Source organism: Pseudorhodoplanes sp. (genome assembly GCF_050250235.1).
Classification (GTDB): Bacteria; Pseudomonadota; Alphaproteobacteria; order Rhizobiales; family Xanthobacteraceae; genus Pseudorhodoplanes.
The window spans coordinates 1-13,680 of sequence record NZ_JBFWPA010000041.1 but is presented as its reverse complement, the minus strand read 5'-3'; the positions used below and the strand labels follow the sequence as shown (position 1 = coordinate 13,680).

The window sequence follows — 13,680 nt, the reverse complement described above, 5'->3', positions numbered from 1 at the left end:
AGCTTCCACAAAATAGTTCCGCCAAGGCCGGGTGACGGGCGGCGGTGCAAAAAGCACGGAAAGCTGAACATTAACAATATGATGGCAGCATCTGCCGGTGCCGGCCAGGCGCTGCCGTGCCGCCTGTGCGGATCGGCCGCGCACCGTTCGCATGACCACACCCCGGAGCGGACGTCGATCGCATGCTTGATCGGAAAACGCCGTTGCCGCAGGTTGGCGCAATGAAGTCCGCCGAGTCCACCGCCCTGCCGCTGCCAAAAGTCGGGCCTTCGGACCGCCTCGGCGCGGTGGCGCCTGCGTCCGCACCCGGTTCACTGGAAGGCGCGGACCTGACCAATGTCATTGTCTTGTCGCATCGGCGCAACGCGAGCGGGATCGAAGCGCCGGCGGTAACCATCGACGACAAGGAGCGGCCGGCGCCCTTCATGGCCTCGCGCGACCGGGTGCCGTGGACTGCGTTTGCCGCAGCGGTTCTGCTCCTCCATCTCGCGCTCGTGCTGGTGTTTCTGCGCGACCCTGCGCCGATCCAGAGTCTGGCGCTCGACTCGATTTCGGTCGAGATCGTACTCGGCGGGCAGAGCGAGGCGGGAACCGCACAGACCCCGAGTCCGGCGGAATCCGCGCCGTCACCGCCCGCGGAAAGCGCCCCCGAGGCGATACAGCCGCCGACCGAAACCACGGAGCAAGCCAGGCCCGATCTCAGGCCGCGTATCGAGACCGAGGCGAATGAGCCCCCGCGCCAAGAACAAAAGCGCGAAGAGCCGAAGCCACAGGAGCCCCAGACTGCGGCAGCCGAGCCTGAACCTGCCACCGAAGCTGCCGAACCCGAACCCGCGCCCGCGACGGCCAAGCCGGAACCGGCCGCGGTCACCGCCGCGGCAGAAGTCGAACCTGAACCGAAAGCGCAGGAGCCTGACGAGCCGAAACCGGTCGAAGAGCCCGCAGCAAGTCAGCCGCCGAAGCAAGAACCGGCCAAGGAGCCGCGCGAGCAATCGAGGCCCACGCCTCCTCGATTGGCGGCAGCGCGAAGCGGCGTTGGCGTCGGCTCGTCGCGCGAGATCCGCAACTGGGCAAGTCAGGTCTCCGCGCATCTCGCACGCAACAAGCGCTACCCGGCGGACGCGCTGTCGCGTGGCATCGGCGGCACCGCCAGCGTCGCTTTCGCACTCGGTGCCGATGGTCGGGTGGTATCGGTGCGGCTGGTCCGTTCGTCCGGAAATGCAAGCCTCGATCGCGAAAGCCAGGATCTGGTGCGCCGCGCGTCGCCATTCCCCCCGCCACCCCACGGCAAGGCCTCGATCACGGTGCCGGTCAATTTCAATGTAAGGACAGGGCGATAGCGGCGGCATCGTCCTTGAACGGCAATGTCCTGGCCGAGCGTGCTAGGTCAAAGCAGCAAGCGACTTCTTCAGGCCCTCGCCGGATTCATCCGCCATCGCCGCCTTGCGCAGGCCCGCAAGCTCGGCGGCCGCATTGCCGCGCGCGCGCAGCCTGGGAATCAGCGCCATCAGCGTCTCATACTTCTCGCGGCCGCGCTCATGCGTGTCGCCATAGCCTTTGACGAGACCGATGAGATGGGCGACCTCGATTGCGAGCGCATAATCCTCGCGCGCGGTATCAACCACCTTCGCAAGCCACTCGTCCTGCCGCTTCTGCTCATCGACCCAGCGGAGCGATCGCGGACGCAGCGGCTTCAGGCTCGCGACCATGTAAAGCAGAAGAAAACCCCGGATCGACGAGGTCTTCACCTTGCGGCCCTTCCTGGTGAAGACGTCGACAATGCCGCGAACCCATGATGTCTTGAGAATGAACCGTCCCAGTCCGGCCGGCAGCGTCTCCGCGATCTCCTGCGTGCGCGGATGCATGTATTCCACGATATCGAGAAGCTGGCCTTCCTTGACCTTCACCTCGTTGCGAACGCGCTCGAAGCGAGACGACCGTATCTTCAACTCGGCCACGCGGACCGTATCCTCGTAGGCCATGGCAAGCGCGAGGTTGCGCGCCACCTCGGTCAGGAGTTCGTCCGGTTTGCCGGGACGCGCCTGCTCGATCTCGATCACCGGGGCAAGGCGCTTCAGATAGAGCTTCGCGTAGTCCTGATCCTGGTAATCGGCGAGACGCACCAAGCCGGCGCTGACGATCGGACGCGACACGATCGACAACGAATCATCGATCGGCGCAACCAGCGACTGCACGGCATTGTCGCGCGCCTGCGGGTCGAACGGCCGAGCGGCCGGCAGCATCGGCGCATTGCCGGACGCCGCCGCCTCGAAGCCGGCATTGAAGGCGCGGACGCTCGGCTCCACCCCCACCCCGCCGCGCCGGATGGTTGCCTCGAACGCCATCCGCTGGAACGGCAAGGTGCCGGAGCCCGCCAGCGCACCGAACAGGACCGCGCTGAGCAGGCTGCCGGTCGCATCCGCGATGCTTGCCATGTCGAAGGCGTGCAGGCGGCGGGATGCTTCCTCGGTCGATTTCAGAAGCGCCGTGGCATCGACCCGGCCATCAGCCAGGGCAAGCCGCTCCAGCATCGTATAGACGCGGTGGGTCGAGGCGATCAGCGTGGTGCGGTCGGGCGTGACGAAGCCGCGCGTGATCGCACGACCGGCTTCCATCAGTTCGGAGGCCAGCACGATATCGACATCGCCCGGGACCGGCATCAGTGCCAGCACCGGCTTCTGATCGCGTGCCGCCGCCTTCGGGAAAATCTCGACATAATAGACCGTCGCGCCGGTGCGCTGGGCGACACCCGGCACCGAGGTCATCTGCGCGAGATAGCCGCCATGCTCGGCGAGATCGATGATCCAGTCGGCAAGCACACCGCCGCCCTCGCCACCCATGGCGAGGATCGCGATGGTGATCGGCCGCACTTTCGCGGCGCCGCGGGTATCGACCAGCGGGGTGTTCATGCCGTCACCGCCTTGCGCTCCAGCCGGCGCTGGAAGAATCCTATCACGGCATCGCGCATGCGCTGTTTGAATTTGTCCCAACCGGTCGGATTGTCGATGATCGAGGCCTGATAGAAGGATGGGCACAGCACCGCGGCATGCGCGACCTCGCCGCAATTGCCGCAGCCGACACAGGTGTCGATCACCCTGGTCACCGGGTCGCGCCGCAGCGGATCGGGATTGGGCGCGATCGTGAGCGATGGACAGCCCGACAGCCGGATGCAGGAATGATCGCCGGTGCAGGTATCGGGATCGACGCCGAAGCGATCACGTACCACGCGCTCGCCACGCTTCACCGCGTCGCGCAGCAGCGGCTTGATGCGACGCTGCTTGTTCAGCATGCATTCGGACGAGGCAATGATGACCTTCGGCCCCTTGGTCTCTGTGGTCAGCGCCTCGCGCAAGGTGTCGCGCATCCCGGCTACGTCGTAGGTACGCGTGATATGCCGCACCCATTCCACGCCGACGCCGCGCACCGCCTTCTCGATCGGGTGCTGGGTGGAGCGGGTATCAACGGTGGCCGCAGAAGACAGAATGTCCTGACCGCCGGTCGCAGCGGCATAGCCGTTGTCCACGATCAGCATCACGCCGTCGGTCTTGTTGAAGACCTGATGGCCAACACTCGACACCAGCCCGTTGTGCCAGAAGCCGCCGTCGCCCACGACCGCAACCGGGCGCCTGCCGCCCTCTCCCGACAATGGCGACGCGCCGGCACCGCCAAGACCGTAGCCCATGGTGGCCTGACCGAGATTGAAAGGCTGCAGCGCCGCAAAGGTGTGGCAGCCGATATCGGCGCTGACATGCAGCGGGCCCACCTCCTGCTGGACGAGTTTCATCGCCGAGAAGATCGGCCGCTCCGGACAGCCGGTGCAGAACGACGGCGGGCGCCCCTGCACGTTGGTGCCGAGCGTATCGAGCGCGGCCGGCAGACTCTTGTTGGTCAGCATCGGCTCATCGGGCGCGAGCAGATCGGGGCGGTGCAGTGTGCAGAATTTCTGCACGCCCGCCTTGAGGACACCGCCGGTATATTCGCCGGCCATCGGCAGCACCGACTTGCCTTCGACCCTGGTCTGCAGGTCGGCCTGACGGAGAATGGTGTTGACGGCCTGCTCGATGAAATTCGGCTGGCCCTCCTCGATCAGCATGATCGCCTTCTTGCCGGCGCAGAAGCGCACGAACTCGGCATCGACCAGCGGATAGGTGGCGTTCAGCACATAGATCGGTATCCGGCTGTTGCCGTAGATATCGGCGAGGCCGAGGATTTCCATCGCGCGCAGGGTGTTGTTGTACATGCCGCCCTGCATGACGATGCCGACATCCGAAACCTCACCGTCGAAGAATTCGTTGATCTTGTTGTCGACGATGAACTTCACGGCCGCGGGCCAGCGCTGCTCGACCTTCTCCTTCTCGTGCTCGTAGGTGAACGGCGGCAGCGCATAGCGGGTGATGTCGCGCACCGGGTTGCTCAGCGCGTCCATTCGCGTGAAGTCCGGCCGGACATTGTCCTTTGCAATGAAGGAGCCGTAGACGTGGCAGGCGCGGATGCGCATCTGCAGCATCACCGCGGTGTTGCTGATTTCAGAAAGCTGAAAGCCCTTCTCGACCATGTCGACGATGGTCTGCACATTGGGCCGCGGATCGAGCAGCCACATCTGCGACTTCATCGCAAAGGCATGGCTGCGCTCCTGCATGATGGAGGAACCCTCGCCGTAATCCTCGCCGACGATAATCAGCGCGCCGCCCTTGACCCCGCCCGAAGAGAGATTGGCGAGCGCATCGGAGGCGACATTGGTGCCGACCGGTGCCTTGAAGGTGCAGGCGCCCCGAAGCGGATAGCTCACCGAGACCGACAGCGCCGCGGCGGCAGCCGCCTCGTTGGCTGACGATTCGAAGCGGACGCCCAGTTCCTTCAGCATCGGCTCAGCGTCGTTCAGCACGTCGATCAGGTGCGAGATCGGCGCGCCCTGATAGCCGGACACATAGGAGACGCCCGACTGCAGCAACGCCTTGGTGACACACAGGATCGCCTCGCCGCGGAATTCCTGTCCTGCGCCGAGCTTGAGCTGCTCGACTTCCTTCTTGAACGATCGCTCGGCCATGTCTTTTTCCCGTCGGTCTTGCCGGCGCCTTGCGGCTCGCTCCGAATTGACTCCGGATGCCTGCCCGGCAATTATATTCAAAAGAATATAATCTGTAACGCCATCCAGCGGGAGCTAAAATATGGGCATCAGAACAGTCATAGCGGTCACCGGTTTGGCATTCGCCGCGACCATTTCGCTGGCCTCCGCACAGGAAGTCACGCTGCGCGCGGTCACCTCGTTCGCCGAGGGCACCCAGTTTTCCAAGAATTTCGAGCGATTCATCGAGAAGGTGAACAAGGACGGCAAGGGCATCATCCAGATCAACTATATCGGTGGCCCCCGGGCGATGCCGCCCTTCGAGGTCGGCAATGCGGTGCGGACCGGAGTGGTCGACATGGCGAACGTCACCGGCGCCTTCTATACCAATCTGATGCCGGAGGCTGACGGGTTCAAGCTGGTCAGCAAGCCGATGTCGGAGCAGCGCAAGAACGGCACCTGGGAATATCTGAACCAGCTCCACAACCAGAAGCTCAACGCGCAATATCTCGCACGCCAGTTCCATAACGTCCCGTTCCATATCTATCTCAACAAGAAGATCGACAAGATGGATCTGACCGGGATGAAAATCCGCGTCACTCCGGTGTATCGCGATATTGTGCAGGCACTGGGGGGCACGCCGATCAATACCCCGCCTGGAGAGGTTTACACCGCACTCGAGCGCGGCGTTGTTGACGGATACGGCTGGCCGATCAGCGGCATCTTCGATCTGGGCTGGGACAAGGCCACCAAGTTCCGCGTTAACCCCGGCTTCTACGGCGCTGAAGTCAACGTCCTCGTCAATCTCGACAAGTGGAAGAGCCTGAACGACGCCCAGCGCAAGGTCCTCAATGACGCAGCCTTGTGGCTGGAGAGCCTCGACGCAGAGAATGTCGCCATCAACAAGTCCGAGGACGAGCGCCAGGTCAAGGCCGGCATTCAGGTGCTGGATTTTGGTCCTCAGGTCTCGCAGGACTTCCTGAAAAAGGCCAACGACGTCGCCTGGCAATCCGTCATCGCCAAGTCGCCGGAAACCGGCAAGAAGCTGCGCGAACTGGCCGGGAACTAGGCTGCGGCCGGCCGCGAAACGACATTGTCCGCTCGTCGCCGCGAAGGCGGGGACCCAGGTGCCAAATGCACTGGATTCCCGCCTTTCGCGGGAATGAGCGGAGAATGAAGCATCGCTGAGTTCCCATTTGATGAAACGCCTCTCCTACCTCTATGGCAAGCTGCTCGACGGCCTCGCCGTGATCGCGGCGCTGATCCTGCTCGCCATGGTGCTCGTGGTCACCGGCGACATCGTCCTGCGCAACACCGTCAGCATGGGATTCATTTGGGCGAACGAAGTCTCCGAATACGCGCTGTATCTGATCACCGTGCTGACCGCACCCTGGCTGCTGCGGCGCGGACAGCATGTGCGACTCGATCTCATCCTGACCGCGATGCCCAAGCGCGTCGCCCTGATCATGGAAGCCATCGGCGACATCGCGGGCCTCATCGTCTGCGTCACGATGGTTCGCTATGCCACGCTCATGACCTACGACGCATGGCGCAACGGCTCGATCACCATCAAGAATCTCGTATTCCCGGAATGGTGGCTGCTGGCGCCCCTGCCCGTCTGTTTCGTCCTGCTGTCGATCGAATTCGTTTTCCGGTTCCGCCGGCTCATCATGAATCGCGAGAAACGCGAGGAGGCGACCTCGGTCGCTTGACGTCAATGCCGTGGATCGAGGCGACCATCATTCTGTTCGGCGGCCTGATCCTGATCATGTCATTCGGCTTGCCGGTGGCCTTTGCGTTTCTGGCGATCAACATCGTCGGCGCCGCGCTGTTTCTCGGCGGTGAAAACGGACTGGTCCAGTTCAACCGCAATGCAGTGCAGTCGGTCACCGCCTTCGCTCTGACGCCGATCCCGTTTTTCGTGTTGATGGGCGAGGTGCTGTTCCATTCCGGTGTCGCGATGAAGGCGATCGACGCCTTCGCGGTGCTGATCCGCCGCGTGCCGGGACGCCTCGCCGTCATCGCAATCGTCGCCGGCACCGTCTTTTCGGCGATCTCGGGATCGACCATCGCGACCACGGCGCTGCTTGGCTCGCTGATGCTGCCGACCATGCTGGCGCGCGGCTATCATCCGAAAATGGCGCTCGGCCCGATCATGGGAATCGGCGGCGTCGACATGCTGATCCCGCCCTCGGCGCTCACCGTGCTGCTGGGAAGCCTTGCCGGCATTTCGATCTCGGGCCTGCTGATCGCCGGCATCGTGCCAGGTCTGATGCTGAGCGCCCTGTTCGTCGGCTATATCGCGCTGCGGGCCACGATCAATCCGGAGCTGGCACCTTCCGAGGCGCTGGAAGCCGCGCCCGCCTTCTGGGAGCGCTGGCGTCCATTTCTGCTCTATGTGCTGCCGCTGCTCTCGATCTTCGGCCTTGTGGTTGGCGCGATGTCGGCTGGCTGGGCCACACCGACGGAAGCCGCCGCCCTGGGCGCCGCCGGCACCATCGTCGCGGCGATCTGCTATCGCGGGCTGACATTCCGAAATCTGATGCAGTCGCTGCTCGGCACCGTCGCGATTTCCGGCATTATCCTCTTCATCATCGTCGGCGCCACGACATTCGCGCAGGTCCTGAGCTTTTCCGGGGTGGTCAACGGCATCATCGGGCTGATCACCGGACAGGGGCTGGCTCCGATGACGGTTCTGATCGGCATGATCCTGATCCTGCTCGTGCTTGGGTGCTTCGTCGATCAGGTCTCCATGATGCTGATCACGCTGCCCTTCTTCATGCCGCTCGTGGCGCAGCTGCATTTCGATCCGATCTGGTTCGGCATCATCTTCCTGATCTGCATGCAGCTCGGTCTGCTGACGCCGCCGTTCGGGCTGCTGCTCTACACCATGAAGGGTGTCGCCCCGCCCGAGGTCACGATGAACCAGATCTATATGGCGGCGCTGCCCTATGTGCTGTTCGGGCTGCTGGTGCTGCTGCTCATCATCCTGTTTCCGCCGCTTGCCACCTGGCTGCCCAGTCTGCTGAGCTCATGACCTCCCGTCCGGCCAGGAATGGCGACCTGCATCTCGACGACCTGCTGCCGTATCTGATGAACCGGCTGGTGGCGCGACTGAACCAGAATCTGTCCGAAGATCTGCGCAAATGCGGTTTCACGTTCCAGGACTGGCGGGTGCTGGCCGTGCTCGCCGCGCATGAAGGCACCAACCTCACCGAGCTTGCCGAAGCCACGGTGATCCCGCAGCCGAGCGTGAGCCGGCTGGCGGCCAGGCTGGCAAGGCGCGGCTACGTGACCCGCCAGAACGGCAAGACCGACTCGCGCCACGTGCACCTGTTCATCACGCCGAAGGGCCGCGCCGTCTACGAGAAGATGCGGCCGCTCGCGGTTGCCGAATATCGCGCCGCGATGAAAGGATTCAGCGCCAGGGAATACGAGGACCTGCGGGGCGCGCTCCTGCGCATGATGAAGAACCGCAAGGTGAAGCTGCTGCCGTAGCCGCTTTCCTCAGGGCGAGGGAGAGGAAGCCACCATGCTGCGCTCCGCCTGCTCCTTGATATGTCTCAGCACACGCGCATTGTTGGTGTCGACCATGAAGCGCGCGAATGGCAGCCAGTAGAGGGCGGGGTCGAGCCTCAATTCGTGAGAGGTGCGCTCGACGAGTTCGGTGACGCCGTCTGCGCGCGGAATGAGTTCAAAGCTCGTTTCGCGCGTCGTGAAGTAGCCGTGAACGTGTGGGGCATGAACATGGCGATACGGGCTCAGTTCGCGCAAGCCCGGGATGTCCCTGAGCACCACAAAGGTGAGCTTGCGATTCACCTCCCACTCGGTCACCCGCTCGACCGCGGTGCCGGTGGAGAAGTCGCCGTAGCGCAGCGCGCCGACCCCTTCGCCGAACACCCGGCCGCGCACCGGATAGGCGATCCCGATGTGATGGATGAGCGCGATCGGCTCCTTGATGGTCTCCATGCGCACGATCGCGCTCCATACCCGGTCGGGGGATGCGGCGATGGCGATCGTCTGCTCGGTACCGAACACGAGCGAGGGCGGAAATGCCGCTTCAAGCGCGAAGATGATCGGCAGTACGGCGACACTCGATACGAGGCCGGCGCGCTTGCGCCGGGCCGCATCGCCGCCGACGATCCCGCCCAGCATGGCGGCGAAGGCCGCGAGCGGCGCCGCCATGATCAGGCAGCCGATCCCTTCCAGCGCGGTCACCATGAGTGCGAGACAGGCAAAGAAGCCGGTCCGAAACACGATTCGGTTTGTCTCGCGGTCGTTCAGGGGAACGGCACGGTTCGCGAGATAGCCGGTGATCCCGCCAACCACGAACGGGCTCGCCAGAAAAATTCCGTAGCCATAGGCGCCGAAAACCAGCGCACTCAACGCGACCGCAGCGAGCGTCAGCGCGATGCCCGCGATCATGCCCTGCGCGGCGCCGCCCCAGCCCGCGATCTTGCGCTCGCGGTCTGCATCCAGCAACGGCTCCGCGGACGGCTGGCGCGGCGGGACCACGCACATGACCAGGATGACGGGGAGTTGCAGTAACGGCATCAGCACCGCCGCCGCAAGCCAGCCGCCGCCTCTGGCATGCAGCGCACGGCGATAGGTGAGCGCAGCGAGCGTCCAGCAGGCCAGCAGCATGAAGGCAAGCCCGCCAAGCGTCATCGGGAGCGAGAAAAACTGCGAGGCATAGCCGAATTTGGGCCCGACCTGGTCCGCGAAAAGCAGTCGCAGCGGAAACGCGTAGAAGACATCATAATTGCTGATCGAAACGCCTTGCGCATGGCCCGCGAGCCATCCAGCCCCGTATTGCGCGAAGAAGATCGGCAGCGCCCACAGCGCGTAGGTGATGCGGCCGATCGGACCGTTGAATGAGAATGGGTTGATCATGACATTCATTGGCTCAAGTCTTGTTCATCCCCGTGAAGGCGTGGCCCCAGGGTCAGGAGAGCTGAATTCCCGCCTTCGCGGCAATGAGCCGCGCAGGCTTGCACCCGTCGCAAGCCCGCCCGTTCCGGCAGCATGTCCGGCGTCTTGATATCCCATGCGAGTCCGGCCGCCGCGAAGCCGCGGATCAGCCACCAGCCGAGATCTGTCTCGCCCGGATGAAGTCCCATCTTCGCCGAGTTGGGATAAGCGTGATGGTTGTTGTGCCACGCCTCGCCCATGCTGATGAAGCCCGCGAGCGGAACGTTGAAGCCTTGCGCGGACGCACCGTCGATCACCCAGGTCTGCGCGCCCTTGCGATGCGCGTAATGCCCGATCAGCCAGTGGCCGGTGACGCAAACCGCGACCCGCACGCATACGCCCCAGATCACCCAGGGCCAGCCACCGATGGCATAGAAAAGAAGCGCCAGCGGAAGCTGCTGCCACATCCAGGTGCGCTCGACGAAACCATAGAACCAGTCGCAAGCAAGCCTCTGCTCCAGCCGGAAGTCCGGAGGATGCTTCAGCACGAGCCGGCAATGCATCTGCCACCAGGCATCGCGGAAGAACGGCGCATTGTGCTTCGAATAATCGTGGCATCGCGGCTGCCGTTGCGCCCAGTCGCGAAAGTCGTGCAGCCGGATCATCCCGATCGGACCCGCCATGCCGACCAGAGTACCGAGCCAGACGCAAAGCCGCTCGAGCCAGAGCGGGCACTCGAAGCTGTCATGGATCAGCTTGCGGTGCATCCCGACCGAATGGCCGAAGCAGAGCGTGAAGCCGCTCGCGACCAGAAAGAGCAGGAATGCATCCCAGGTGAATGTCGGCGGGCCGAAGACCAGGGCGGCAAGCGTCATGCCACCGATCCACAGGGACTTCTCCGGAGCCCATCGCACGACGCCGTCGCACGGATCGGTCGCAGCATCGGCGAACATGCGTTCCGAACCGGGAACGAGCTGCATGCGCTGTTCTCCTCGTCATTAGCAGAGAACAGTGTATCCGGATTCCGTGCCTGTCTCGCCGCGACAGCCGCAATCACGGAAAAATGTCACCACCCGGAGCCGCCGCCCCCGCCTCCACCGCCGCCCGATGATCCGCCGCCACCCGAACCCGACGATCCGCCGCCGCTCGATCCCGGCGCTGTCGACGCCGACGCCACCGTGCTTGCGAGGCTGCCGCCGACGCGGCTCGCGAAATTCCCCCAATCGGTCTGTGAATCGCGGCTGCCGACATACCAGGCCGCAGCGGTCGCAGCGCCGGCGGCGGCCGCCGCTGCGAGCACGCCGGCAAAGCGGTCGGCCCAGCGGTTTTCCACGTCGAGCGCGACTGCATAGGGCAGAAAGCGCTCGAACAATTCCGGTGTCTTTTCCGGCGGATGCAGGTGGTTCAGACGGTCTTCCTCGGCGACTCCGAGATACTGCTTGAAGCCCTCGATCTCATCCATGACCTTGCGGCCCTGCACGGTCGGCGCCTTCAGAATGTAGAACGCCAGCGCGACCAGCGGGGCGATCAGAACCGGCATCAGCATCGCCACCGTGTAGAGACTGAATATGGACCCGGTTGCCTCGTAGGTTGCACCGAGCAGCACGGCGAGCCCGGCAATTGCGAAGGCCGCGGCGAACAGAAAGCCGAACAGGAAGGTGAGAATTCCGGTCCGGCCGGTCACAAGGCCGAGCAGAAAGGCTGTCATCACGGAGATAGCAGGGGCCGAGAACGCGGTGCCAAACAGCATCGCCCCGCCGAGCTCGCCGCCGTAGCTCACGAAGACCGACAGCGCGACCGCGCCGGTGAACGCGAACCACAGGACGAGCCCGACACTCGACCAGCCGTAATTGTTGGTGAACATGGTCTTCAGGTAGAGAGCCTTCAATCTCTCTTCCAGTTCGGTCTTTGCGGCACCGATCTTTGCGTGATTGACGTTGTCGAGCAGCAGCGTCTTGCTCCCACGGAACAGCTCGTTCGCCATCATCGCGACCGGCGGCGACACATCGCGCGCGCCCGGCAGTTCCGTGAGCTGCATCTGCTTTCCGGTGTCGTTGAGCTTCACACCGCCATGCACTGCGAGATCGAGAATGCCGGCGCTGAAGGCACGATCGTCGAAATCCATCTCGTACACGTAGCGAACCGCCGGTGCCGACATGCCCTTCGGCGGCGCGAAGAGCGGGATCACGGTGCCGCCGCGCGGATCGCGCCCGACTCTCATCCAGGCGAAGGCGTAATAGCCGAGCAGCACCAGCAGTCCGATCCCGGCAACCACCGCCGGCAGATTGTCCGACAGCCAGTATCGGGCAAGTTGGGTCTGGGTCGGCGGCGTGACGATGCCTTTCGGCCATGCCGCGGCGACGGTCAGTCCATTGCGCGCCGGCAGCGGTCGCGTGGTACGGAAGACGATAAATCCCGGCCGCTGCTCCACGATGGCGGCATTCTTGCCGGTTGCGCCCTGCGGGCCGGTATAGATCGCAGTCTGGATGAAGTTCACGGGCTCCGGCAGGGTGATGCGCGCTTCGGCAACATCGATCGGGAGCGTCCAGCCGGTTCCAGTCGCGTTCCAGTAGAGTTCGTCGAAGGTTGCGAAGAAGCCGACTATCCGTGTGACGCGGTAGCGAATGACGTAGGTGTTCGGACCCGTTGGCACGTTGCGATCGGCGCGGCCGATGCGGATGCGCACTCCGTTTCTCAGCCCCTCCGTGCTGTAATTTTCCGCGCTGCCGTCGCGCGTCACCGACAGCACCTCAAGGGAAACCTCGACCCTGCGGCCATCGCGGCCGACATAGCGGGTGGGGAAATCGCGCAAAATTCCGCGCCGGATCTCACGGCCTTCGGCCTGGACCCGGATGGTTTCCGTGACCGTGAGGTCGGAATTGCGCTCGACCTTCACATCGCTGATGAAATGCAGGATGCGTTCGACGGCCAAAACCGGCACGCACGTCGCCGCAAGCATGACCGAAGCGAGAATCGCGCGAAGCATCATGCTCATGACGCCGGCCGCTCGAATGTCACGCGGGGCGTCGCACCGTCGGCGTCGTCAGCCTCGAAGAAATCCGCTTCCGCAAAGCCGAGCGGTCGCGCGATCAGCAGGTTCGGGAACGACTGGATCGCGATGTTCAGATTGCGCACCGAGCCGTTGTAGTAGCGGCGCGCCATCTGCAGCTGATCCTCGATCTCGGCGAGTTGTTCCTGCAGCTTGAGAAAATTCTGGTCGGCCTTCAGATTGGGATACGCCTCCTGCAGCGCGATCAGCTTCGACAGCGCGCCCTCGAGCCTGCGTTCGGCATTCTCCTGGGTCCTGACGCTGGACGCTGCGATGCTGGCGGCGCGGATCGCGGCGACATCCTCGAACAGCGTGCGCTCGTGCGCGGCATAGCCCTTCACGGTCTCGACCAAAGCCGGCACGAGATCGGTGCGCCGCCGCAATTGCACATCGATGCCGCTCCACCCCTCACGCACGAGATTGCGCTCGCGTACCAGGCGGTTGAAGATCCAGACAGCGTAAATCAGCAGGGTGACAATGACGACGGCAACGAGAGTGGTCATTGCAAGCGGGCCTTTTGCGACCGGTCAGGGTTCGAGCCGGACCGATCCTTCACCGGAAAGATTGACGCGAATTCTGACGATGCGCGGCTTCGTCCGTTTTCCGCCGTCATATTCATAATAGCGCACACTCAGAAGGCGGCCCAGCTTCGGGT

11 protein-coding genes are annotated in these 13,680 nt (G+C 63.9%); 5 read left to right on the top strand and 6 right to left on the bottom strand.

Features of this window, described 5'->3' with window-relative positions; genetic code table 11:
• Positions 1-182 precede the first annotated feature (182 nt).
• The gene (locus tag AB7F49_RS18270; RefSeq protein WP_428524880.1) at positions 183-1,340 is read left to right on the top strand and encodes an energy transducer TonB; all 1,158 of its coding nucleotides are present in this window, start codon (positions 183-185) and stop codon (positions 1,338-1,340) included.
• Between the two features lie 42 nt (positions 1,341-1,382).
• Here AB7F49_RS18270 and AB7F49_RS18265 read toward each other — a convergent pair whose 3' ends face one another.
• Both AB7F49_RS18265 and AB7F49_RS18260 read right to left on the bottom strand, forming a co-directional pair.
• A complete protein-coding gene (locus AB7F49_RS18265) occupies positions 1,383-2,909 on the bottom strand; it encodes an indolepyruvate oxidoreductase subunit beta family protein (RefSeq protein ID WP_428524878.1) in 1,527 nt (508 codons plus the stop codon).
• Entirely contained in the window at positions 2,906-5,047 is a 2,142-nt protein-coding gene (locus AB7F49_RS18260) for a thiamine pyrophosphate-dependent enzyme (RefSeq protein WP_428524876.1), read from the bottom strand. Before AB7F49_RS18260 ends, AB7F49_RS18265 begins: the two co-directional genes overlap by 4 nt.
• A 121-nt stretch (positions 5,048-5,168) precedes the next feature.
• Between AB7F49_RS18260 and dctP the strand changes: the two genes are divergently transcribed.
• The 4 genes from dctP to AB7F49_RS18240 all read left to right on the top strand — a co-directional run bounded on the left by dctP (position 5,169) and on the right by AB7F49_RS18240 (position 8,563).
• Entirely contained in the window at positions 5,169-6,134 is a 966-nt protein-coding gene (gene dctP / locus AB7F49_RS18255) for a TRAP transporter substrate-binding protein DctP (RefSeq protein ID WP_428524874.1), read from the top strand.
• 130 nt (positions 6,135-6,264) lie between these two features.
• Positions 6,265-6,777, top strand: coding sequence for a TRAP transporter small permease (locus tag AB7F49_RS18250; RefSeq protein WP_428524872.1), 513 nt, complete (start codon positions 6,265-6,267; stop codon positions 6,775-6,777).
• 5 nt (positions 6,778-6,782) lie between these two features.
• Positions 6,783-8,102, top strand: a complete 1,320-nt coding sequence (locus tag AB7F49_RS18245) for a TRAP transporter large permease (protein ID WP_428524957.1) — start codon at positions 6,783-6,785, stop codon at positions 8,100-8,102.
• Entirely contained in the window at positions 8,099-8,563 is a 465-nt protein-coding gene (locus AB7F49_RS18240) for a MarR family winged helix-turn-helix transcriptional regulator (RefSeq protein ID WP_428524870.1), read from the top strand. The genes AB7F49_RS18245 and AB7F49_RS18240 overlap by 4 nt, the downstream gene beginning before the upstream one ends.
• A gap of 9 nt (positions 8,564-8,572) precedes the next feature.
• On the opposite strand, the gene AB7F49_RS18235 is transcribed toward AB7F49_RS18240, so the two are convergent.
• The 4 genes from AB7F49_RS18235 to AB7F49_RS18220 all read right to left on the bottom strand — a co-directional run bounded on the left by AB7F49_RS18235 (position 8,573) and on the right by AB7F49_RS18220 (position 13,528).
• Positions 8,573-9,958: an SRPBCC family protein gene (locus AB7F49_RS18235; RefSeq protein ID WP_428524868.1), complete on the bottom strand. Its 1,386-nt coding sequence runs from the start codon at positions 9,956-9,958 to the stop codon at positions 8,573-8,575.
• 5 nt (positions 9,959-9,963) lie between these two features.
• On the bottom strand, positions 9,964-10,956 hold the full coding sequence (locus AB7F49_RS18230; RefSeq protein WP_428524866.1) for an acyl-CoA desaturase: 993 nt from the start codon (positions 10,954-10,956) through the stop codon (positions 9,964-9,966).
• A gap of 86 nt (positions 10,957-11,042) precedes the next feature.
• The gene (locus tag AB7F49_RS18225) at positions 11,043-12,971 is read right to left on the bottom strand and encodes a DUF2207 domain-containing protein (RefSeq protein ID WP_428524864.1); all 1,929 of its coding nucleotides are present in this window, start codon (positions 12,969-12,971) and stop codon (positions 11,043-11,045) included.
• The gene (locus AB7F49_RS18220) at positions 12,968-13,528 is read right to left on the bottom strand and encodes a LemA family protein (RefSeq protein ID WP_428524862.1); all 561 of its coding nucleotides are present in this window, start codon (positions 13,526-13,528) and stop codon (positions 12,968-12,970) included. Before AB7F49_RS18220 ends, AB7F49_RS18225 begins: the two co-directional genes overlap by 4 nt.
• Positions 13,529-13,680 lie beyond the last annotated feature (152 nt).